Origin of the sequence: Pseudomonas sp. CFBP13528, assembly GCF_005233615.1 — a bacterium.
Taxonomy (GTDB): domain Bacteria; phylum Pseudomonadota; class Gammaproteobacteria; order Pseudomonadales; family Pseudomonadaceae; genus Aquipseudomonas; species Aquipseudomonas fluorescens_AM.
Map to the genome: position 1 here is coordinate 207879 of NZ_QGAJ01000004.1, position 22716 is coordinate 230594.

Here is a 22716-nt window from a genome sequence, read left to right on the forward strand (position 1 = left end):
GAGGAATAGACCATGCCCATTGTCGCCAAACCCTTCGACCTGATCGATGAAGTCAATCCTTACCCGCGTCACCAGCGCCGTGTCGCCACGCCGATCAAGGCCCTGCAGGTAGTGCCCGCCCGGCATCCCTGGCGCTGGGCCGGGTCGATCTTTGCCGCGCTGGTGCTGCTCGCCATTGTGCATTCCCTGGCCACCAACCCGCGCTGGGAGTGGGGCGTGTTCGGCCAGTGGTTTTTCTCGCCCTCGGTGCTGCGTGGCTTGGGGCAGACGTTGCTGCTGACGCTGCTGAGCACGCTGTTCAGCATCATCCTCGGTACCGCGCTGGCCCTGGCGCGGTTGTCCGGCTCGCCGCTGCTGGCGGCGCTGGCCTGGGGCTATATCTGGTTTTTCCGCTCGATGCCGGCGCTGCTGGTGCTGATCATCCTCTACAACTTTGCCTACCTCTACGACCACATCGTGGTCGGTGTGCCCTTCACCGAGGTGGTGTTCGCCGAATGGTCGACGGTGGATGTGCTCAGCCAATTTACCGTGGCTGTATTGGGCTTGAGCCTGATGCAGGCGGCGTACGCGGCGGAGATCATCCGTGGCGGCCTGATCGGTGTGGAAGCCGGCCAGCATGAAGCGGCGGCGGCCTTGGGGCTGCCGGCTTCGCGACGCATCTTTCGCATCATCCTGCCGCAGGCACTGCGCTCGATTCTGCCGTCGGGGTTCAACGAAATCATCGGCCTGGTCAAGGGCACTTCCATCGTCTACGTGCTGGCGCTGCCGGAGCTGTTCTACACCGTGCAGGTCATCTACAACCGCACCCAGGCGGTGATCCCGCTGCTGATCGTGGCGACCGTGTGGTACCTGATCATCACCACCGTACTGACCAGCGCCCAGTATTACGTCGAGCGCCATTTCGCCCGTGGCACTGCGCGCGTGCTGCCGCCGACACCGCTGCAACGGCTGCGCCACTGGCTCAAGGAGAAATCCCATGGCTGAAGCACGCGCAGGACGTATCCAGATCCAGGGCGTCGGCAAGCGCTTTGGCAACCAGCAGGTGCTTGACAACATCGACCTGACGATCGACCCGGGCAAGGTCACGGTGATCCTCGGGCCGTCCGGCTCGGGCAAGTCCACCTTGCTGCGCACCATCAACCACCTGGAGAAGATCGACAGCGGGCATATCACCATTGACGGTGAGTACGTCGGCTATCGGCGCAAGGGCGATCTGCTGTTTGAGCTCAAGGAGCGCGAGATTCTCAAACGGCGCATCGACGTGGGTTTCGTGTTCCAGAACTTCAACCTGTTCCCGCACCTCACCGCCTGGGAAAACATTGCCGAAGCGCCACTGGCGCACAAACGCTGGAGCAAGGCCCAGGCGCGTTACAACGCCGCCGAGTTGCTGACCAAGGTCGGTCTGGCGGACAAGCTCGATGCCTACCCGCGTCAGCTTTCCGGCGGCCAGCAACAGCGCGTCGCCATCGCCCGTGCCCTGGCGCTGGACCCCAAGGTATTGCTGTTCGACGAACCCACCTCGGCCCTCGATCCGGAACTGGTGGGCGAAGTGCTCGACGTGATCAAGGGCCTGACCCGATTGGGCGTGACCCTGGTCATCGTCACCCATGAAATCGGCTTTGCCCGCGAAGTGGCCGACCACGTGGTGTTTCTCTGCGACGGCCAATTGATCGAAGAAGGCCCGCCCGAACAGATCTTCCGCCAACCCCGACATCCCCGCACCCAGGCCTTTCTCGGCAAAGTGCTTTAGTTCAAGGAGTGACTGCCCATGTTTAACCACCCCCTGCGTGTGGCCGTGCTGGCGCTCGCCGTCGCCACCGCGCAACAGGCGTTCGCCGTGCAGCAGGTCGACCTCAGCCCCGACCGCCCGCGCATTCATGCGCCCCGTAACGAAGCGGCCATTGCGCAGATCCCGCCGGGCTTCAAGTTCGCCCAACCGGGCAAGTTCACGGTGGCCGTGTCCGGCGTGGCCGGGCCGCCTCTGGCGCTGCTGGCCAGCGATGACAAGACCACCATCGGCAGTGAAGCCGACACCGCGCAGTTGGTCGCCGACAGTCTCGGCCTGCAACTCAATGTGGTGCAGACCAGTTGGGAGGACTGGCCCCTGGGCGTCAGTTCGGGCAAGTACGACGCGGTGGTCAGCAACGTCACCGTGACCGAAGCGCGCAAGAAGCGTTTTGACTTCGCCACTTATCGCCAGGACGTGCTCGGGTTTTACGTCAAGAGCACCAGCCCCATCAGCGAGATCAAACAGGCCGCCGACATTGCCGGGCTCAAGATCATCGTCGGCTCCGGGACCAATCAGGAAAAAGTCCTGCTGGCGTGGAACGAGGCCAATGAAAAAGCGGGCCTCACACCTGCGCTGTTGCAGTACTTCGACGACCAGGCCGCCGCGCAACTGGCGGTGCAGTCGGGGCGCAGCGATGCGTTGTTCGGGCCCAACTCGGTGTACGCCTATTCGGCGGCGATCACCGGCGGCATCAAGCGCGTCGGCACCGTCAACGGCGGCTGGCCGTTGCAGGCCGATATCGCCGTGACCACGCGCAAGGACAACGGCCTGGTCAAGCCGATCCATACCGCCCTGGAAGGCGCGATTGCCGGCGGCCAATACGCCCAGGTCTTGCAGCGTTGGGGGCTGGATGTGGAGCGCGTCGATAAATCGCTGATCAACCCACCGGGCCTGCCGGATTAGGAGTATCGAACATGGGACTGACACGACGTGAAGCGCTGTCCAGTATTGCCGCCGTCGGCGGTGAGCAGGCGGCCAAAGACGCATTGGCCGCATTGGGCCTGGGGCCGTCTTCACACCGGCGGCCGCAACCGCTGCAACTCAAGGTCGGCCTGGGCCAGGGCACCCGCGTGCTGGTGCTGGGCGCCGGGATCGCCGGGCTGGTCAGCGCGCTGGAACTGAGCCGTGCCGGGTTCACCGTGCAGGTGCTGGAGGCCCGCGACCGCGTGGGTGGGCGCACCTGGACCCTGCGCAACGGCGACCGCGTGGACTACACCGATGGCCGCGCGCAAACGGTAGCGTTCGATCCGGGCCAGTATTTCAACGCCGGCCCCGCGCGCATTCCCAGCCAGCACCGCACCATCCTCGACTACTGCAGCGAACTGGGTGTGCCGCTGCAAGTGCTGGTCAACAGCAGCCATGGCGCCCAGGTGCGGCCGGACCTGCAACAACCGGCGTTCACCGTCGGCCAGGCGGTCAATGATGCACGCGGCCATCTGTCCGGCTTGCTGGCCAAGGCGGTGCAGCGTGATGCGCTCGACGACGTATTGAGCGGCGAGGAACGCACGCGCTTGCTGGCATTCCTTCAAGTGTATGGCGACCTTTCCCAGGCGCTGGCCTACGAAGGCAGCTTGCGTTCCGGCCACCGTGAATCGCCCGTGCATCCCGGCGCACTGCCCGCCAGCGCGCAGCCGATCGGCCTTGAGCGCCTGCTGCATCCCGAGCTGTGGGGCGCGCTGCTGCACACCGAATTCCCGGAGTTCTCGGCGACCATGTTTCAGCCGGTGGGCGGCATGGACCGCATCACCGAGGCGTTCTATCAACGTGTGCGCGAGCAGGTGCAACTGGGCGCTCAGGTGCGACAGATTCGCCAACTGGAAGACGGCGTCGCGGTGACTTATCACGACCAGCACAGCGGCCGTGAACAGGTGGTGCGTGCCGATTACCTGGTATCCACCTTGCCCCTGCCATTGCTGGCCAGGCTTGACACCGACTTCAGCGACCCGGTCAAAGCCGCCTTGCTCAGCACCCGCAGCGACCAGGCGACCAAAGTGGCGTGGCAATCGCCGCGCTTCTGGGAAACCGATTACCGCATTTACGGCGGGCTGTCCTGGGTTGAACATCCGGCGCGCCTGCTGTGGTACCCAAGCAACGACCTCAACACCCGCGACGGGGTACTGGTGGCCGGTTATGTCACCGGGGAGGGCGCCGGCGCGTTCGGCGCGCAGTCGTTCGCCGCGCAGTACGCCACCTCCCGGCACGCCGTGGAACTGCTGCACCCCGGTTATTCCAGGCAGCTGCGCCACCCGTTGGCGGTGGCCTGGGAGCAGATCCCCTACAGCGAAGGCCCTTGGCTGCAACGCGAGCACTTTCCCGCCGAGGCCAGCGCGTTGCTGGAACAGGCCCACGGCCGCGTGTACTTCGCCGGCGACGGTCTGGTGCAGAGCGGCGTGGGTATCTGGCAGGAGTCGGCGGCCAACTCGGCGCGGCATGTGGTTGCGCAGTTGGCCGAACGCGTGAGCCGGCAACGTCACCGTGCGGCAATGGCGGCGTCATAACGCTGCGGCGGCCTTTAAAACCTGGGTAGACATCCAATAAGGAGCAACACCATGAGCGACAGTATCCAACGCACCAGCGTCGGCGATTTCCCCATCTCGCAAACCGTGACCGTGCCGGCCTCGGCCAGCCTGGTATTCGTCAGCGGCACCTTGCCGGACCTGGTCGACCCGAACGTTCCCGGGGTGTACGGCAACACCGAAGTGCAAACGGTGTCGGTGTTCAACAAGCTGCGCAACATCCTTGGGCAGCAGGATCTGGACCTGGGCGATATCGTGCAGTTGCGGGTGTTCCTGGTGGGCGCCGCACAAACCGACGGCAAGTTGGATTTCGCCGGATTGCAGCGCGGGTATACGCAGTTCTTTGGCACCCTTGAACAACCGAACAAACCGGCGCGCACGGCGTTGCAGGTGGTGGCATTGCCATTGCCCGGGGCCTTGGTGGAAGTAGAGGCGGTGGCGGCCAGGGCGGTGTGAGCGCAGGGCAGACTGTCACCCTTTCTCTGAGAAATCCCCTACAGGTATCTGGGAGTTTTCATTCTTCTCGCCCGTGTTTTTCCTCCTAGGATGGCGCCATCGCTTGACCACAAGCGAGACGGCAAGGGGCCTGTCTAACAGGCCCCACAGCCATACGAATAGGCTTAGGAGTCAAAACATGAGGATCACCCGTGTGAGCAAACGCCTGCGCCGCTCGGCCTGGGCGGTGATCGTTGCGGCAACATTGGCAGGCTGCGCCACGCCGCTGGCACCGACGGAAAAAATCTCCCTGGCCCGCGATTCGGTGGGCCGCGCCCTGGCGGCGCAAGCCACGCAATTCGCACCGCTGGAGATGAAGACCGCCCAAGACAAACTGGCGCGTATGGAGCAAGCCATCGGCGAAAAACACTACGTGGAAGTGGACGCGCTGGCCGAGCAGATCGAAGTCGACGCCAACCTCGCCGAGACGAAGGCCAACACGGTGCGTAAACAGCAGGTCTTGCAGCAGGCACGTGAGGGCATCCAGGTGCTCAAGCAGGAAATGCTCAACGCTCCCGCGACTACCCACTGAGGATTCTCCCCATGCGTGCCACTTACTTCATTCCCGTTCTGTCCGCCTTGGCGCTGGCCGTGGCCGGTTGCGCCACGCCACCGGAAAACGCGCAACTGCTGCAAGCGCGCAGTCAATTTTCCAGCTTGCAGCAAAAGCCTGAGTCCACCACCTTGGCGGCAGTCGAGACGCGTATCGCCTCCAATGCGCTTGACCGCGCCAACCAGGTTTCGCTGCATGAGCGCACCGATCCGAAGATCGACCAGTTGGCGTACCTGGCGTCGCAGCGAATCGCGGTAGCGGAACAGACCATTGCCGGCCGCAAAATCGATGCGCGGCTCGACAACATCGCAGTCGACCGCACCCAGGTCCAGCTTGACGTCAGGACCGCACAGCTCAAGGCCTTGCAGGCCATGAAGGCGCAGCCGTCGGAGCGCGGCCAGGTGATTACCTTTGGCGATGTGCTGTTCGATACCGCCAAGGCCGAGCTGAAGCCGGGCAGCCAGCGCGACCTCCAGGGGCTGGCGAATTTTCTGTTGCAGAACCCTGAACGCCAGGTTCGCGTAGAAGGCTTTACCGACAGCACCGGCGGCGACGCTTTCAACCAGAGCTTGTCCGAACGTCGCGCCCAGGCCGTGGCGCGTGGCCTGGAGCGGTTCGGCGTGGGCAGCGAACGCATCACCGTGGCGGGCTACGGCAAGCAGTACCCGGTGGCCGATAACCTGAGCGCGCCGTCACGCCAGTTGAACCGCCGTGTGGAAGTGATCGTGTCCAACGACGGCGCAGCCGTCAGCGCACGCCGCTGAGCCAGGCGGGAGTAGTGCACGCTGCTACTCCTGCAACTGCAACGCCTGCTGTTTGAGCCTGCGCTTTTGCTCGAACGCCAACTTCTCATTATCCCCATAGGGCGCGCTGTACCAGTTGCCGTAACTCGGATTGGGCAGCAGGAACCAGCGCTGCCCCAGCCAGTTCATATAGGGTTCGACCGCCTTGCGCTGGGCCGCCAGCGTGTTGTGTTCGGCCTGCACGAAGTCGCCCAGGGAATCACCGGCCATCAACAGCACCCGCGCATGGCTGGCCACCCACTGGCGACGACAGTTCTTGCCATAGCCGGCGCTTTCGCAGTGGCCGGTAGGCGTGCTGGCTGCCAGGATGTGTTCATCGCTCTCAATCGGGAACCCGCGCAGGCGCAGGTTGCGCGCCGTGGCCGCAACCTGGCTGTGTTCGCGGTTGGTGAGGTAATAGACCTTGATGCCTTTTTGCCGGGCTGCCTGCAGGAACGCCACCGAACCGGGCAGCGCCTGGGCCTTGGCCTGGTCGACCCAGGTGTTCCAGCGGTCATAGGAATAGACCTGGTTGTTCAGAATGTCGCGGGCATTGAGCGGCACATTGTCCAGCAGGGTTTCGTCGATATCGACCACTACCGCCGGCGGCAGGCCTGTGAGATCTCGCGCGGGAAAGGGCAGGGCGTCCCAGCCGGGATCGGCCAGGGCGACATCCAGTTGGCGGGTGGCGTTGGCGAAGAGCTGACGGTAGATCAACTCGTGCTCGATGGAGGTCTGGGTCCAGAGCACGGCGTCCAGTTGGTCGTTGGCCGGTGGGGTGTGCTGGCAGCCGGTCAGGGTGATGGATAAAAGGCAAGCGCCGGCGACAATCAGGTTACGCATAGTGTGGTCTCGCAGATGAAAGCAGTTTTGGCTCAGGCGGCATTCGGAACTCATGCTATCAGGCGAATAGAACCGGTATGCCTTTAGATGTGAAGGAATATAGAGAAGCCATCATCGAGCTCATCATGGAAGGCTCCTCTGACGAGGAAGCCTAGTCGATGGCGCTTCGCCAACCGAGCTGAGCAGGCCTGACGCGTGTCTTGGGCGGTTTCATTGCCAAGGCGTCAATAGGGGGGAATTGCTGGCCACGCGGTCGGGGTGGCGTGCGGCTAGACGGGTTCATCAGTCTTGCGATCAATCCAGTGAGTCTTGATGCCCTTGGCCCAGGCCACCGTGTAGAAACAGCTGAGCAGCACAATGCCCCATTGCTCGGCATTGATCGACGACCAGAACCAGAACGGCTGCCCGGCCATGCCGAACAGGCAGGCATAACGGCGCACGTTGAGACGTTTGCTTTGGCTGAACCAGATGGCGACGACGCCGAGGGCGGCGATCATGAGCTGTGCGATCAACGCGATCTCCCTTATCAAAGGTGAGAGGGCGCAAGCCTCTCCCACCTGTTGATGTGCTGCGTGCAGGGGCTATTTGTCCTTGCGCGCATCCATGGTTTTTTGATGCTCGGCAAGGAACGGCTGTTCTGCCGGATCGAAGCGATCGATCCCCGCAGTAAAGCGATGCCAGTAAGGATACAGCGGCTGACGGCGCGTCACGGCCTCGATGCGTGAGGATTGCTCCTCGGTCAGTTTCAGCTCGGTCGCCGCAAGGTTGTCGCGCAGATGCTCTTCGGTGCGGGCGCCGACAATCAGCGAGGTGATCCCCGGGCGATCCTTGAGCCACGCCAGGCAGGTGCGCGCCACCGACACACCGTGCTCGTCGCCCACGGCGGCCAGGGTTTCGATGATATCCAGCGCCCGTTCCTGGTCATGCACGTAGGGTTCCGGCCAGCCGCTGCCCTGGCGGGTATTGGCCGGTGGCTTATGCCCGCGCCGGGTCGAGCCGGTCAGCAGGCCTTCACCCATCGGTCCCCACACCAGCGTGCCGATATTCTGGTCCAGCGCCATAGGCAGCAGCTCGTACTCGGCCTCGCGGGATTCTGGGGTGTAGTAGATCTGCTGCGTGATCGGCTTGAGCATGCCGTGCAACTCGGCCTTGCCCAGGGCTTTCATCATTTGCCAGGCGGTGAAATTGCTGGTGCCGAAGTAGCGGATCTTGCCCGAGCCCACCAACAGGCGCAGCGCTTCAAGGGTTTCTTCGATCGGCGTCAGACCGTCCCAGTTGTGCAGTTGGTACAAGTCGATATGGTCGGTGCCCAGGCGCTTCAAACTGGCTTCACAGGCGCGAATCAAGTGGTAGCGCGACGAGCCGGAATTGTTCGGGTTCTCGTCCACCGGGCTGCGGCCTTTGGTCGCCAGCAGAATATCGTTGCGCTTGTCGCCCAAGGCTTTGCCGACCACTTCCTCGGCCAGGCCATGGGAGTACAGGTCGGCGGTGTCGATCATATTCACCCCGGCGTCGAACGCGATCTCGAACATGCGCCTGGCCTGGGGCACGTCCACCGCGCCGCATTTCTCGAACTCGGCACGACCGCCAAACGGCACGGTGCCCAGGATGATTTCCGAGACCAGCAGGCCGGAATGGCCCAGTTGTCGGTATTGCATGTTGCCTCCTACATTGCGTTGCACGTGAAGGTGTGAACGATGGGAGGGGCGATAGTTTGAATTTTTTTATCGAAATCCTGTGTTTGGCTTAGCGCCCGATTGTTTCATCAGGTGAAATGCTGGATTGTCATTCCTGGCCATTCCGCTAAGTCCGACAGGGGTGGAACATGCCTGGCGTTGATACCTATTCCTTGGAGCCTTTCATGACCCAGCCTGCGATCAAACTGTATGGTTTTCCCCTGTCCGGCCACTCCCACCGGGTCGAGCTGATGCTATCCCTGCTGGGCCTGCCCATGGAATTTATCCTGGTGGATCTCAAGCAAGGCGCCCATAAATCACCCGAATTCCTCGCCACCCTCAACCGCTTCGGCCAGGTGCCGGTGATCGACGACGGCGGCACGGTGCTGGCCGACTCCAACGCGATCCTGGTGTACCTCGCCAACACATATGGCAATGGCCAGTGGCTGCCCGCTGACCCGGTGGGGCAGGCACGTGTGCAGCGTTGGCTTTCGGCGGCGGCCGGTCAATTGCATGCCGGGCCTGCCACGGCGCGCCTGGCCACGGTGTTTGGTGCCGAGGTGGACACAGCCGTTGCCATCAACCGCGCCCACGCCCTGTTGAACGTGGTGGAGCAGCAACTGGGCGAGAGCCGCTTTCTGGCCGGCGACCTGCCGAGCATTGCCGATATTGCCTTCTACACCTACGTGGCCCATGCGCCGGAAGGCAACGTGTCGCTGGCCGACTATCCTCAGGTGCGCGCCTGGCTCGCCAGTATTGAAGCATTGCCGGGTTTCGTCGGCATGCCGCGCACCGTGGTGGGGCTGCAATCAGAGTAATCTTCAAGGGGTGTCGATGGACCGTTTTCATGAAATGCAGGTGTTCCTTGCGGTGGCCGAAGAGGCCGGCTTTGCCGCCGCCGCGCGGCGTCTGAACACCTCGCCGCCCAGCGTGACCCGGGCGATTGCCGCCATGGAACAACGCATCGGCACCCAACTGCTGGCGCGCACCACCCGCAGCCTGCACCTGACCGAAGCCGGGCAGCGTTACCTGGAAGACTGTCGGCGGATCCTCGCCGAGCTGGACGAAGCCGAGGAAGCGGCGGCGGGCAGTTATTCGATCCCCTGCGGGCAACTGAACGTGACTGCTCCGGTGCTGTTCGGCGAGTTGTTTGTGGCGCCGGCGCTGGGGGAGTACCTCGACCGTTTTCCCCAGGTGAACATCAATGCTCTGCTGGTCGACCGCGTCGTCAATATAAGCGACGAAGGTGTCGATGTGGCCGTGCGCATCGGTCATCTGCCCGAGCCGGGGCAGCAGGCGATCGAGGTCGGTGAGGTGCGCCGGGTCGTGTGCGCATCGCCCGCTTACCTGGCTCGGCATGGGCGACCCCAGCGGCCTGAACACTTGCGTGAAGCGAAGATCGTCGCCTCATCCGCCAGCCAACGGGTGAGTGAATGGGCCTTCGTTGACGACGGGCTGCCGCTGACGGTGCCGATCGAACCGCGCCTGGCGGTCACGGCAAACCATGCCGCGATCAACCTGGCGCGGCTGGGGTGGGGCATGACCCGGGTGCTGTCCTATCAGGTCGCGGCGGCCGTGGCGGCCGGTGAGCTGGAGATTGTCCTGCAGGATTTCGAGCCGGCGGCGCTGCCGATCCGCGTGGTGTTCCAGAACACCGGGCGAGTGCCGGCCAAGGTCAGCACATTCGTGGATTTTCTGGCCGAGCGCCTGGGGCATGACGTGGCCCTCAAGCCGATGAAAAAGCAGCGCGGTTGATGGAGCGCTATCGCGATATGCAGTTGTTCGTGGCGCTGGCCGGGCAACCGAGTCTGGCGGCGGCGGCGCGCGTTGCGCACGTCTCGGGCCCGACCCTGGTGCGCGCGATTGCGCGTCTGGAAGCGCGTTTGCGGGTGAGGTTGTTGCAGCGCAGCACCCGTGGGGTCAGCCTCACCGACGCCGGCACTGCCTATATGGCCGACTGCGTGCGGTTGCTGGCGGCGGTGGAGGCGGCCGAAGCGTCGGCCAAGGGCTTGCATAGCCAGGCCCAGGGCAATCTGCGCGTATTCATGCCGTTGCTGTTCAGCCGCTATGTGATGGCGCCGGTACTGGCCGCGTACATGGAGCGTTACCCGCTGGTGCGCCTGTTCGCCCACTATCACGACTACTACCCGAACCTGCATGAGGAAGGGCTGGACGTGGCGATGCTGGTGGGCGCGTTGCCCAATTCATCCTTGATCGCGCGACCGGTGGGGCATGTGCGGCACATCCTCTGCGCCAGTCCCGGCTACCTTGCCGCCCACGGCGAGCCGCTGCATCCCGACGCCCTCAGGCAGCACCATCTGATCGCCGATGCCGACCCGGTGCAGTGGGACTTCGCGCACTGTCAGCTCAAGGCCCGCGCACGTCTGCGCTGCGCCACGGTGCAAGGCGCGATCAATGCGGCCGTGCAGGGCGCGGGGCTGGTGCGTTGCTTGAACTATCCGGTGCACGAGCACCTGGCAAGTGGCCGGCTGCATCGCGTATTGCCAGGCTTTGAGCTGCCTGCGGTGCCGGTGCAGGTGGTCTACCGCGAAGGTCGCCATGCGCCGATGCGTGTGCGCAGTTTTGTCGATGACTGTGTAGCGGCATTGCGCGGGCACCCGGCATTTCAGCTGGCGTAATAGTGGATTGCCCGGGGTGGTCATTCTCTCCGCGTCGGGTCAGGCGCAGCATCCAGCTATCCAACGAGAGGTGACCGTCATGAACTCGATCGAGCAATCCCCCTGGCATGCCGGCGAACGGCAACTGCAGGCAAGTGCCGGCGCGGCCGAGCGCATGGCCGTGATCGGCCCCAAGGTCATACGCGATCATCTGCCCGAGCAACATCGCGATTTCTATCCCTTGCTGCCTTATCTGGTGGTGGGCGCGGTGGATGAACAGGGCACGCCGTGGGCGACGATGCTCGAAGGCGCGCCCGGTTTCGCGCATTCACCTGATCCGTACCGGTTGCACATCGACAGCCTGCCCTCCAACAGCGATCCGGCGCGCGCTGGAATCACGGCCGGCGCAGCCGTCGGCGTGCTTGGCATCGACCTGAACACACGTCGGCGCAATCGCATGAACGGTCGCATTGGCGCAGTGGATCACGAAGGCTTTGCAGTGGACGTGGTGCACAGCTTCGGCAATTGCCCCAAATACATCCAACTGCGCCCGGTCGACACGATTGCGCGCAAACCCGCTGACGTGGCCGAGCGCAGCGACAGCCTGGATGGCGCCGATCAGCACATGATCCGCAACGCCGACACCTTCTTCGTCGCCAGCTATGTCGACCTGCACGGCGAGCGTTCGGTGGACGTTTCTCATCGGGGCGGGAACACCGGGTTCGTGCAGGTGCAGGGCAACGTGCTGACCATCCCCGATTTTGCCGGCAACCTGTTCTTCAACACCCTCGGCAACCTGCAAGCCAACCCGGTGGCAGGGTTGTTGTTCATCGATTTCGAGTCGGGGGACATGCTGCAAGTGGCGGGGCGTACATCGCTGATGCTCAGCGGGCCGCAGGTGGCCGAGTTCGAGGGGGCGCAGCGGTTGTGGACGGTGACCGTGGAACAGGTGATCCGACGTCCCGCGGCCTTGGCATTGCGTTGGCAGTTCGTAGAGTTTTCACCCCATAGCCTGGCGATGGGACGCTGTTAGCCAGGTGCGGTCTTGCCGGCACGGCAGATCAGATGTGGGCGCTGTCACAGCCTCGCTGAAGCTCGGCAGCTCCCACAGGGGTTGCACTGTGCTGGGGGGTGGCGTTCCGGATCAGGCCACCGGACATTCCCGGTTCAGCGCATTATCCACCAGTAACTTCGCTATTTCGATCATCTGCACCACGGCTAAAACATGCTTGCGACTGGCGCCATCCACGTGTTCGGCGCAGTCATAGGCGCAGACGGTCGCTGACTCCAGCATTTCGCTGGCATTGCTCAAGGCGGCTTCGGTGCTGAGGCCTGGGCGGACGGAGAAGATGACATCGGGGGGTAATTGCAGGTTGTCATCCGAGGGGGATGGCGGGGGATTGGGCGTGACTTTTTTCATGGCGAAGCTCCTATGAATGAGCACCTCCATTTCGCTACCACACGAAGTAGGGAGGCGACTGTACACGGGGTGGTAGACCGGTCATAGAAACCCGGCAGGCCGAAGCCTCCCATGCACAGCCGCCACAAAGCAGCCCGCACAAAAAAACGCCCGCGAGCGTTTTGGGGTCTATGAAAGAACTGGGCTACCACACCCGTTCGCTGATTTTGCAGCGACTCGCGAAGGTTAGCGGCGGGGTTCATCGGACGCAACCCGAAAGTTGCGTAAGAGCGGTCCGACAAGCGTGATGTGTCCGCAGCCCGCTGAATGCTGCCGGGCGGCGCAATACTGCGCTCGGATGAAAACGCCGGGCTTGCGGAGTTTTCCGATAGAAATCGGCTGAAGTAGAAGGATGTTGTTACCGCACGCCCACGTTGGCATCAGGAACCTTTCCTACCGGCTGGCCACGCATGAGTGCTTGTTGAACTCAATGCCCGACGGTGACGGTGGGCAAGTCATGCATCCTTGATCGCACTGCGATTTCTATCCTTTCGTTAAATGAGGCTATACACAATGGTCACGCTCAACACAGCTGACGGCGCAACTTCTCGACTGGCGGGTAAAACCCTTGATCAATTCGAGCGTTTTGGCCAGGTGCCAGCACACCATGTCATTGGCCAGGTTTTCAAGTCCAACCGGAGTGATCTGGAAACAGCCGAGCTGTTGAAGTTGCTGGGCACGTTAGTGACGACGCTTAAAACCTGGATGAACAACGACAACGCACCGCACACGCCCCCGGCTCCCGTGGCCGTAATCCCCAAACTGCTGGTCTGAAGCTGCCCTAGCGTGCAGTTGCAAGGCTTGGCGGCTGATCCCACGCGCCGCCGAGCGCGGTATACAGGTTCACTTGCGCCACCAGTTGCGCCAGGCGATCGACAATCAGCGCCTGCTGTGAATTGAACAACGCGCGCTGCGCATCGAGAAAGGTCAGGTTGCTGTCGACGCCGCTGCGGTAGCGGTGCTGGGCCAGGTCATAGTAGCGCTGGTTGGCGGCGACGAAATCCCGTTGCGCGTCCAGTTGGTCGTTGAAGGTCTGGCGCGCGGCGAGGCCGTCGGCGACTTCCTGGAAAGCGGTCTGGATGGACTTTTCGTACTGCGCCACCGTGATGTCCTTCTGCAGCCTGGCGTAATCAAGGCTGGCGCGCAGGCTGCCGGCGTTGAAGATCGGCAGATTGATTTGCGGCTGGAACGTCCAGGTGCCCGCGCCGCCCTTGAACAAACCCGAGAGTTGCGTGCTGGTGCTGCCGGCGTTGGCCGTCAGGGTGATCGACGGAAAGAACGCCGCCCTGGCCGCGCCGATATTGGCGTTGGCCGCCTGCAGCTGGTATTCGGCCTGGAGGATGTCCGGTCGCCGTTGCAGCAGGTCTGAAGGCAACCCCGCAGGCACGCGGGCGACCAGGTCGTCGGCCAGTGGGCGCGCGGGCAGGTTGGCATCCACCGGGCCGCCTACCAGCAGCGTGAGGTTGTTGAGGTCCTGGGCCACTTGGCGTTCGTAGCGGGCCACGCTGGCGCGGGTACTTTCCACCGCCGTGCGTGCCTGTACCACGTCCAGCGCCGAGGCCTTGCCGGCGGTTTTGCTGCGGCTGGTCAGTTGCCAGCTGCGATCGTTGGCCGCCAGGGTCTGCTCGGCCAGGGCCAGCAACTCCTGGTCGGCACGCCAGGTCAGGTAGGCGTTGGCGACGTTGGCCACCAGGCTCAATTGTGCGCTGCGCCGGGCTTGTTCGGTACCCAGATAAGTCAGCATCGCTTGTTCGCTGAGGCTGCGTACGCGGCCGAACAGGTCGAGTTCATAGGCACTCAAGCCCAGGGTGGCGGAGTAGTTGGAGGTGATCGCCGACTTACCGGTGCCGGTCACACCCTCCGGCAATTTCTGACGCTTGCCGGCCCCCGTGGCGGACACCGCCGGGAACAGGTCGGCGCGCTGGATACGGTACTGCGCCTGGAATGCCTGCACATTCAGTGCGGCGACCCGCAGGTCGCGGTTGTTGACCAATGCCGCGTCGATCAACGGCGCCAGTGCCGGGTCGTGGAACAGTTGGCGCCAGTCCATGGCGTCGGGCAGTGTGCCGGCCTGCGCCTGGCGGTACACACCGTCGTGGGGATAGTGGGCCGGCACGGGCGCGTCGGGCCGCTGATACTCGGGGATCAGCGAACACCCGCCGAGCATCCAGGCTACGCCAACGGCGGCAAGGGTCCGTGTGTGCATCAGGCGCCCACCATCCATTTGGCCAGGCCGTGTCGGCCACTCACACCGAGCTTGGCGGCGGCGCGCTTGAGGTAGGTTTCAATCGAGCTGTTTTTCACACTGAGTTTTTCCGCGATCTGCGGCACGGTGCCGCCGGTCAACAGGCCCAGGCACACTTCCTGCTCGCGGGCCGAGAGGGTGATGTCGCTCAGCGCCAGGCGCTTGTAGAACTCACGCTGCAATTGCGACTGCTCCAGCCCGTTGTGCCCAGGCTCCGCCTCGGCGTGCGGCGCCTGGCGCAGGATCAGCACGTGACGCTCCATCAACGGCAGCAAGGTCTCGGACAGGCATTTGAGAAACGACAGTTCCGCCAGGGAAAACCCGCGCTCGGCAGGTGGGCGATAGAACGAAATCACACAGCGTCGATGACCCTGGCGCGAAACCAGGTTGCACTGGTGCGAGCTGCCACGCGGGTGTGCGCTGTCGGCCTTGGCTTTCATCTGGATCAGCAGCGGGTCCTGCATGCGCAGCATCTGTCGCAGCAGGGGGTGGTCGTCAAGCGAGTGCAGTGTCTGAGGCGCGGGCAGGTCTTCGTTCAGGCCCGCACTGCCCAGCAGTTTGATATCCAGCACGCTGTCACGCAGTTCATCGAGGCACCACTCGCTGAGGTCCACCAGATGAACCGGTATCCATTTATCCACCAGATGCAGCATGTTCGCGGCGAAATTCTCTTGGCCGCTGCTGGAAATAAGCGCGCCCATTTCGGCATAGAAATGTGGGCTCTGGGTATCGGTAATACTAGGGGGCAGACTCATAGCCATCTCATCCTTGATGTCGAAAACCGTCAACGGATGCCCTGGGTCTGTTCGGGGCATTCCGTACTGCGTGAACGTAACTCGGCGTTCGAGATTTCATTTAGCCATAGCGATTTGTCCTACGTATGTAGCGGAATCGAGGGACACAAGCTGCCATAAAATCCGCGTCATTAATTCGACGTTTCTTACAGTTAACTCAGCATACGAGGACGAAAGGTGAATCTTTAAATGTGATTAACCTATTGATAGTTAAAGAAAACTCAAAAATTGAAAAACATTTTTCAAATTAAACGTCGGACACATATAGCCAATCTCCTACAAGGCTTTCATCGTTTCAGCAGTGAACCCTCAGCCAAGCCCGCTCTATCCGTTTGGATGTCCGGGTTTCGGGTGTCAGACGCCCTCGCTTCACCATGCTCAAATCCGGTCAATTCGTGGTAATGGGCGACCCTGCGCGGCCAGTGCCTGACCCCCATGAGAAGGATCTTATGACGCAACTTTCCAGCTCGCCGGCCAGCTTTCCCCTTACCGCCGCGCAACAGGACATCTGGCTCGACCAACTGCGCGTGGGTCACTCGCCGTTGTACAACATCGGCGGTTACGTTGATCTGCCCGGCGCCATCGCACCCGAATGGATCCAGCGTGCGATCGAGCTGCTGGTGGCCCGGCACGACGCATTGCGCACCCAACTGCACAGCGGCGCCGATGGCTTGCCCCGGCAAACCTTCGCCGCCGAATGGACGGTGGACGTGGCGCAGTACGACTTCTGCGGCGTGCCCGACCCCAAGGCCGCCGCCCAGTCCTTGATGCAGGCGCAAATGGCCCGGCCCTACGCCATGAGCGGCGAGCCGTTGTATCGTTTTTTCCTGGTCAAACTCGACGACGACCATTACCGCCTTGGCACCCAGGCCCATCACCTGATCCTCGACGGCTGGGGGGTCGGCCAGATGCTGCAATCCCTTGCCCAGCTGTACACCGCCGTGCAGCACGGCCGACAAGCAGACGGGTTGGCACCGTCCTATATCGACTTCATCGACAGCGACCAGCGCTACCGGCAATCGGCCCGCTACGCCCGTGATCGTGAGTATTGGCTGGACAAATACCAGGTGCTGCCCGAGCCACTGCTCACACCACGGCACACCGCCAAGGCCGCGAGCAATACGTGCGTGCAACCTTTCCCGGTGGCGCTGCTCAACCGTATGGAACACGTGGCCAACCGTTACCAGGCTTCGGCGTTCCATGTGTTGCTGGCGGCGCTGTATGTGTATTTCACCCGTACCGGCCAGCGCAATGAATGGGTGGTGGGCCTGCCGATTCTGAACCGCTCCAACGCGCGCTTTCGCGCCACGGTCGGCTTGTTCGCCCAGGTCAGCGCAGTGCGGTTGCAGTTCAGCGAAGCCTTGAGTTTCGGTGAACTGGTGCGCGGGGTGCGCGATCAGCTCAAGCAGGACATGCGCCACCAGCGCTTCCCCCTCAGTGAGATGAACCGCGAGCTGGGCCTGCGGCGTACGGATCGCGAACAGGTGTTCGACCTGTCGGTGTCGTTCGAGCAGGACGACCACGACCTGCGCTACGGCCAGGTGCAGGCCCGTGCGGTCAAGGTGTCCAACCACCATGAGCCGCTGCCGCTGGCGATCCACTTGCGCAGCAACCGTTACCAGGACACGGCATGCCTGCATTGCGTCTATAACCAGGCGTACTTTGAGCAGGGCGACGTAGAGGCGTTGGCACAGCGCCTCACCGGATTGCTGGAGCAGGGCCTGGCAGACACGACGCTGACGGTGGGCGAGTTTGCGTTGCTGACGCCACAGGACCAGGCCCGGCTGCAGCAATGGAATGCCACGGCGCAACCCAACACCACACCGCAGACCCTGCATGGGCGTATCGAGGCTCAAGTGGCGCGCACGCCGCACGCCGTCGCGGCGGTGTATCAGGGACGGCAACTGACTTACGCGCAACTCAACCGTCAGGCCAATGCGCTGGCCCATCAACTGTTGGCCCACGGCCTGCAGCCGGATGAGCGCGTCGCGGTGCTGGCGCGACGCGGCCTGGAGACCTTGGCCGGGTTGTTGGCGGTGCTCAAGGCCGGCGCCTGCTATGTGCCGATAGACCCGGCCCATCCCACTGAGCGCTTGAATTATCTGCTGCACGACAGCGCGCCCGTGGCGGTGCTGACCCAGCGCGACCTGTTGCATCGCCTGCCGGCCCTGGATGTGCCGGTGCTTGCGCTGGACGGGTCCAGTGACCACGGCGCCGAGAGCAATCCTCAGGTCGCGGTGATGCCGTCCCACCTTGCCTATGTGATTTACACCTCCGGTTCCACGGGCTTGCCCAAGGGCGTGATGGTCGAGCACCACAGCGTGTCCAACCTGGTGGACTGGCATTGCCAGGCCTTCGACCTGCACGCGGGCAGCCATACCGCCAGTGTCGCCGGGTTTGGTTTCGATGCGATGGCCTGGGAAGTCTGGCCGGCGCTGTGCGTCGGCGCGACCCTGCATCTACCGCCCGCCCACGACGGTGCGGAAGATATCGATGCGCTGCTCCAGTGGTGGCGCGCCCAGCCATTGGACGTGTGTTTCCTGCCCACGCCGGTGGCCGAATACGCTTTCAGCCAGCACCTGGCGCACCCCACTTTGCGCACCTTGCTGATCGGCGGCGACCGCCTGCGCGGGTTCAACCGGGCGCAAACCTTCAACGTCATCAACAACTACGGCCCGACCGAAGCCACCGTGGTCGCCACCTCCGGGCGCGTAGACGCCGGCCAGCCGTTGCACATCGGCGCGCCCATCGCCAATGCCCTTATCTACCTGCTGGACGCGCAACAACGGCCCGTGCCGATTGGCGTCGTGGGGGAGCTGTATATCGGTGGGCAGGGCGTGGCGCGGGGCTACCTGAATCGTCCCGAATTGACCGGCGAACGCTTCGTCGACGACCCCTTCAACGGCGGCCGTATGTACCGCAGCGGTGACCTGGCGCGCTGGCTTTCGGACGGCAACCTTGAATACCTGGGGCGCAATGACGACCAGGTGAAAATTCGGGGTGTGCGTATCGAGCTGGGGGAAATCGAAGCAGCCCTGGCGACGCACCCATCGATCAAGACCTGCGTGGTGGAATATCGCGAAGGGCAATTGCTGGCCTGGTTCATCGCGCATCACCCGGTGGACATCGAAACGCTTCGCGCCCATCTGCACGTCTCGCTGCCCGATTACATGCTGCCGGCGGCCTACGTTCACCTCGAGGCGTTGCCCCTGACCGCCAATGGCAAGCTCGACCGCAAGGCGTTGCCGGCGCCCACCCAGGCGGCCTTTGTCACCCGCCGCTATGAGGCGCCCCGCGAGGGCGTCGAAACCACGCTGGCGCAGATCTGGGCCGAGTTGCTGCAGGTGCAACAGGTCGGCCGGCACGACCATTTCTTCGAACTGGGCGGGCACTCGCTGCTGGCGGTGCAACTGGTGCAGCGTATGCGCGAGGCGGGGCTGCAGGCCGACGTGCAGGTGTTGTTCGGCCAGCCCACCCTGGCAGCGCTGGCGGCGGCCAGTGACGGCAGCGAAGTAGCGGTACCGGCCAATCGCATCCCGGCCGGTTGCACGCGGATTACGGCGGACATGCTTGCCCTGGCCGACCTCGACCAGCCCAGCCTGGACCGCATCGTCGCCGGCATTCCCGGTGGCGCCGGCAATGTGCAGGAGATCTACCCGCTGGCGCCGCTGCAGGAAGGCCTGCTCTATCACCACATCACCGACGAGCGCGATCCCTACCAGCAGCAGGCGATGTTCAGCTTTGCGCGCCGCGAGCAGTTGGACGCGTTTGCCCAGGCGCTGCAACAGGTGATCGACCGTCACGACATCCTGCGCACCAGCCTGGTGTGGGACGCCCTTGAACAGCCGATGCAGGTGGTGTGGCGGCACGCGCGGTTGCCGCTCGAACCGCTGCGTGAACCCGCCCGGCCGCTGGACCTGCGCCACGCGCCGCTGATGGCCCTGGATTACGCCGAAGAGCCGCACCACCAGCGCTGGGTGGCCAGGCTGCGCTTTCACCATTTGGTCAACGACGCCACCTCGACCACCGTGCTGGTGGACGAAATCCGCGCCCATCTGCTCGGTCAACAGGCGCAGTTGCCGGTGCCGGTGCCGTACCGCAACGTGGTCGCGCAGACCCGTTCAGCGCAGCGGCAAGCAGCCCACGAGGCGTTTTTTCGCGAGCGCCTGGCGGACGTGGATGAACCGACCCTCGCTTTCGGCTTGCAGGAGCGCCAGGCGGATCGGGCTGAAATCGAAGAGTGCGTGCAGGCGCTCGATGCATCACTCAACCAACGCCTGCGTGCCCAGGCTCGCGCGTTTGGGGTCAGTGCCGCCAGCCTGTTTCACCTCGCGTGGGCGCAGGTGCTCAGCCGCGTGGCCGGCCGCGAAGACGTGGTGTTCGGCACGGTGTTGCTCGGTCGCCTGCAAGCGGGCGAGGGCGCCGATCGCGCCCTGGGCATGTTCATCAACACCTTGCCGCTGCGCGTGCGCCTGGCCGGGCAAAGCGTGGTGGATGCATTGACCGACACCCACCAGCAACTGAGCGCCTTGCTCGTGCATGAGCAAGCCTCGTTGGCCCTGGCCCAGCGCTGCAGCAGCGCCGCGCCGCTGTTCAACAGCCTGCTCAATTACCGTCATACCCGCGCCGAGCCGGCGTTGAACCTGGTGCCGGGTATCGCCTTGCTCAGCAGCGAGGACATTCTCAGTTATCCGCTGATGCTTACGGCGGACGACATCGCCAGCGGCTTCCGGCTCAAGGCCAAGGCGCCACGCACCGTGGGGGCCGAACGCGTGCTGGGTTACCTCGACACAGCGCTCAACGGTCTGGTCGAGGCGTTGGAACAGGCGCCGGCCAGCCCGGTGCGCGATGTGCAGGTGCTGCCCTCCAGTGAATTGCAGGCGCTCCTGGTGGACTTCAACGCCACCGTCACCGCCTATCCCGAAACCCTCACCGTGCAAGCGCTGTTCGAGGCCCAGGTGCGGCAACTGCCGGATGCCGTTGCGGTGCAGGCAGGCACGCAGCAACTGACCTATCGCGAACTCAACCGACGCGCCAATCAGTTGGCCTTTCACCTGCGCGAACACGGTGTAAAGCCGGATTCGCGGGTGGCGCTGTGCGTCGAGCGCGGGCTGGACCTGGTGGTGGGTTTGCTGGGGATTCTCAAGGCCGGCGGCGCTTATGTGCCGCTGGACCCGGGCTACCCCCGCGAACGCCTGGCCTACATGCTGCAAGACAGCCAGCCGGTGGCGCTGCTGCTCCAGGCCGCCACCCGTGACTGTGTGCAGGAGGTGGCGGTGCCGGTGATCGATTTCGACCACTGCACCTGGCACCAGGCTCCGGCCGACAACCCGGTGGTGCCGGGTTTGACTGCCGACCACCTGGCCTACGTGATGTACACCTCCGGCTCCACCGGCACCCCCAAGGGCGTGATGATCGAGCATCGCGGCCTGGGCAACCTCATGCACTGGGGCTCGCGGCTGTGCCCGCCGACCGCGGGCGGTGCCTTGCTGCAACGCGCGCCGTTCAGCTTCGACGGCTCGGTGTGGGAGCTGTTCTGGCCGCTGACCCAGGGCATGCGCCTGGTGCTGGCGCGGCCCGACGGGCATCGCGAGCCGGCGTACCTGGCGCAGGTGATCCGCGAGCAGCACATCAGCGTGATCAAGTTCGTGCCGGCGATGTTGCAGCAGTTTCTTGAATTGGAAGCGTCAGCCCTGTGCACCAGCCTGACCGACGTGCTGTGCGGCGGTGGCGAGCTGACCGAGGCCCTGGCGCGCGGCGTGCAGGCGCGCTTGCCTGGCGTGCGCTTGCATAACGTGTATGGGCCCACCGAAGCCACGGTGGACAGCAGCGCGTGGACCCTGGAGCCGGGCGCGCCGGTGCCCGCGCTGCAACTGCCGATCGGCCGGGCGATCGACAATACTCGGTTGTATGTGCTGGATGACCATGACAGACCGGTACCGATGGGCATCAGCGGCCAGTTGCACATAGGCGGTGTCGGTGTCGCCCGTGGCTACCTGGGCCTGGCCGAGATGACTGCCGAACGCTTCATCGACAGCCCCTTCGTCGCCGGTGACCGGCTGTATCGCACCGGCGACCTGGTGCGCTACCTGCCGGACGGCAACCTGGAATTTCTCGGGCGCAATGACTTCCAGGTCAAACTGCGCGGCGTGCGCCTGGAACTGGGCGAGATCGAAGCGTGCCTGGCCGCTCATCCCGCCTTGCGGGAAGTGGCGGTGCTGATTCGCGACGAGCGCCTGGTGGCCTATTTCACCCTGCGCGAGCAGGCCCCCAGCCTGGACGCGTTGCGCGCCCATGTGCTGGAACAGTTACCTGAGTACATGGTGCCGGCTGCTTTCGTGCAACTCGAGAGCCTGCCGCTCAACCCTGCCGGCAAACTCGACCGCAAGGCCTTGCCGGAACCGGGGCTGGAGGCGGTGGTCAGCCGCGCCTATGAAGCCCCTCAGGGCGAGGTGGAACACCTGATGGCCACGATCTGGGCACAAGTGCTGAAACTGGAACGGGTAGGGCGGCACGACCACTTCTTTGAACTGGGCGGGCATTCGTTGCTGGCGGTCAACCTGGTGGCACGCTTGCGCAAGGCCGGGCTGGAGGTGGATGCACGGACGTTGTTCAGCCAGCCGACATTGGCGCAACTGGCGGCGCGCACGGTGCCGCAAGCACCGCAGGTGGAAGTTGCGCAAACCGCCATCCCCCAACTCAACCGCCGCCGCCGAATCTGAGCAGTGGAACGCGGACACTGTGGGAGGGGGCTTGCCCCCGATGACAGAGTGTCAGCAGCAGCTGCACCAGCTGACCCACCGCCATCGGGAGCAAGCCCCCTCCCACATTTCACGGTGTTGCCTTCCCCACCGTTGAACGCCGTCAGCCGTGCATTTCAACCGCCGCCGCCGAATCGAGGCCTTGGAACGCGGACACTGTGGGAGGGTGCTTGCTCCCGATGACG

19 protein-coding genes are annotated in these 22716 nt (G+C 63.9%); 13 read left to right on the forward strand and 6 right to left on the reverse strand.

Annotated elements, in window-relative coordinates; all coding sequences use genetic code 11:
• Window positions 1–12 precede the first annotated feature (12 nt).
• The 7 genes from PspCFBP13528_RS10535 to PspCFBP13528_RS10565 all read left to right on the forward strand — a co-directional run bounded on the left by PspCFBP13528_RS10535 (window position 13) and on the right by PspCFBP13528_RS10565 (window position 6117).
• On the forward strand, window positions 13–984 hold the full coding sequence (locus tag PspCFBP13528_RS10535; protein ID WP_137200154.1) for an amino acid ABC transporter permease: 972 nt from the start codon (window positions 13–15) through the stop codon (window positions 982–984).
• Window positions 977–1750, forward strand: coding sequence for an amino acid ABC transporter ATP-binding protein (locus PspCFBP13528_RS10540; RefSeq protein WP_065952968.1), 774 nt, complete (start codon window positions 977–979; stop codon window positions 1748–1750). Before PspCFBP13528_RS10535 ends, PspCFBP13528_RS10540 begins: the two co-directional genes overlap by 8 nt.
• A gap of 18 nt (window positions 1751–1768) precedes the next feature.
• Window positions 1769–2692, forward strand: a complete 924-nt coding sequence (locus tag PspCFBP13528_RS10545; protein ID WP_101220009.1) for an ABC transporter substrate-binding protein — start codon at window positions 1769–1771, stop codon at window positions 2690–2692.
• A gap of 11 nt (window positions 2693–2703) precedes the next feature.
• A complete protein-coding gene (locus PspCFBP13528_RS10550) occupies window positions 2704–4287 on the forward strand; it encodes an FAD-dependent oxidoreductase (protein WP_137200155.1) in 1584 nt (527 codons plus the stop codon).
• A 51-nt stretch (window positions 4288–4338) separates the two neighbouring features.
• Window positions 4339–4761 (forward strand): RidA family protein, encoded by a 423-nt coding sequence (locus PspCFBP13528_RS10555; protein ID WP_065952971.1) that lies wholly within the window; start codon window positions 4339–4341, stop codon window positions 4759–4761.
• Window positions 4762–4939: 178 nt separating this feature from the next.
• Window positions 4940–5332: a DUF4398 domain-containing protein gene (locus PspCFBP13528_RS10560; RefSeq protein WP_065952972.1), complete on the forward strand. Its 393-nt coding sequence runs from the start codon at window positions 4940–4942 to the stop codon at window positions 5330–5332.
• Window positions 5333–5343: 11 nt separating this feature from the next.
• Window positions 5344–6117, forward strand: coding sequence for an OmpA family protein (locus tag PspCFBP13528_RS10565; protein ID WP_137200156.1), 774 nt, complete (start codon window positions 5344–5346; stop codon window positions 6115–6117).
• Between the two features lie 24 nt (window positions 6118–6141).
• Here PspCFBP13528_RS10565 and PspCFBP13528_RS10570 read toward each other — a convergent pair whose 3' ends face one another.
• The 3 genes from PspCFBP13528_RS10570 to PspCFBP13528_RS10580 all read right to left on the reverse strand — a co-directional run bounded on the left by PspCFBP13528_RS10570 (window position 6142) and on the right by PspCFBP13528_RS10580 (window position 8636).
• Window positions 6142–6978: an HAD family acid phosphatase gene (locus PspCFBP13528_RS10570; protein ID WP_065952974.1), complete on the reverse strand. Its 837-nt coding sequence runs from the start codon at window positions 6976–6978 to the stop codon at window positions 6142–6144.
• A 269-nt stretch (window positions 6979–7247) separates the two neighbouring features.
• On the reverse strand, window positions 7248–7490 hold the full coding sequence (locus PspCFBP13528_RS10575; RefSeq protein WP_137200157.1) for a hypothetical protein: 243 nt from the start codon (window positions 7488–7490) through the stop codon (window positions 7248–7250).
• Window positions 7491–7559: 69 nt separating this feature from the next.
• Window positions 7560–8636, reverse strand: coding sequence for an aldo/keto reductase (locus tag PspCFBP13528_RS10580; RefSeq protein WP_137200158.1), 1077 nt, complete (start codon window positions 8634–8636; stop codon window positions 7560–7562).
• Window positions 8637–8839: 203 nt separating this feature from the next.
• Here PspCFBP13528_RS10580 and PspCFBP13528_RS10585 point away from each other — a divergent pair, with 203 nt between their 5' ends.
• From PspCFBP13528_RS10585 to PspCFBP13528_RS10600, 4 genes are all read left to right on the forward strand, one after another.
• Window positions 8840–9472 (forward strand): glutathione S-transferase, encoded by a 633-nt coding sequence (locus tag PspCFBP13528_RS10585; RefSeq protein ID WP_137200159.1) that lies wholly within the window; start codon window positions 8840–8842, stop codon window positions 9470–9472.
• Window positions 9473–9488: 16 nt separating this feature from the next.
• Window positions 9489–10409 carry a LysR family transcriptional regulator gene (locus tag PspCFBP13528_RS10590; protein WP_137200160.1) on the forward strand — a complete coding sequence of 307 codons (921 nt, stop codon included), beginning with the start codon at window positions 9489–9491 and terminating at the stop codon, window positions 10407–10409.
• On the forward strand, window positions 10409–11293 hold the full coding sequence (locus tag PspCFBP13528_RS10595) for a LysR family transcriptional regulator (protein ID WP_137200161.1): 885 nt from the start codon (window positions 10409–10411) through the stop codon (window positions 11291–11293). The genes PspCFBP13528_RS10590 and PspCFBP13528_RS10595 overlap by 1 nt, the downstream gene beginning before the upstream one ends.
• A gap of 79 nt (window positions 11294–11372) precedes the next feature.
• Window positions 11373–12305, forward strand: coding sequence for a pyridoxamine 5'-phosphate oxidase family protein (locus PspCFBP13528_RS10600; protein WP_137200162.1), 933 nt, complete (start codon window positions 11373–11375; stop codon window positions 12303–12305).
• Window positions 12306–12416: 111 nt separating this feature from the next.
• Here the strand turns inward: PspCFBP13528_RS10600 and PspCFBP13528_RS10605 are convergent, their stop codons facing one another.
• Window positions 12417–12692, reverse strand: coding sequence for a DUF3077 domain-containing protein (locus tag PspCFBP13528_RS10605; protein WP_137200163.1), 276 nt, complete (start codon window positions 12690–12692; stop codon window positions 12417–12419).
• A 552-nt stretch (window positions 12693–13244) separates the two neighbouring features.
• Between PspCFBP13528_RS10605 and PspCFBP13528_RS10610 the strand changes: the two genes are divergently transcribed.
• Window positions 13245–13505: a hypothetical protein gene (locus tag PspCFBP13528_RS10610; RefSeq protein ID WP_065952983.1), complete on the forward strand. Its 261-nt coding sequence runs from the start codon at window positions 13245–13247 to the stop codon at window positions 13503–13505.
• A gap of 7 nt (window positions 13506–13512) precedes the next feature.
• On the opposite strand, the gene adeC is transcribed toward PspCFBP13528_RS10610, so the two are convergent.
• Both adeC and PspCFBP13528_RS10620 read right to left on the reverse strand, forming a co-directional pair.
• Window positions 13513–14937, reverse strand: coding sequence for an AdeC/AdeK/OprM family multidrug efflux complex outer membrane factor (gene adeC / locus PspCFBP13528_RS10615; protein ID WP_137200164.1), 1425 nt, complete (start codon window positions 14935–14937; stop codon window positions 13513–13515).
• Window positions 14937–15731: a helix-turn-helix transcriptional regulator gene (locus PspCFBP13528_RS10620; protein WP_137200165.1), complete on the reverse strand. Its 795-nt coding sequence runs from the start codon at window positions 15729–15731 to the stop codon at window positions 14937–14939. The genes adeC and PspCFBP13528_RS10620 overlap by 1 nt, the downstream gene beginning before the upstream one ends.
• A gap of 488 nt (window positions 15732–16219) precedes the next feature.
• Between PspCFBP13528_RS10620 and PspCFBP13528_RS10625 the strand changes: the two genes are divergently transcribed.
• Window positions 16220–22492, forward strand: a complete 6273-nt coding sequence (locus PspCFBP13528_RS10625; protein WP_137200166.1) for a non-ribosomal peptide synthetase — start codon at window positions 16220–16222, stop codon at window positions 22490–22492.
• Window positions 22493–22716: the final 224 nt, after the last annotated feature.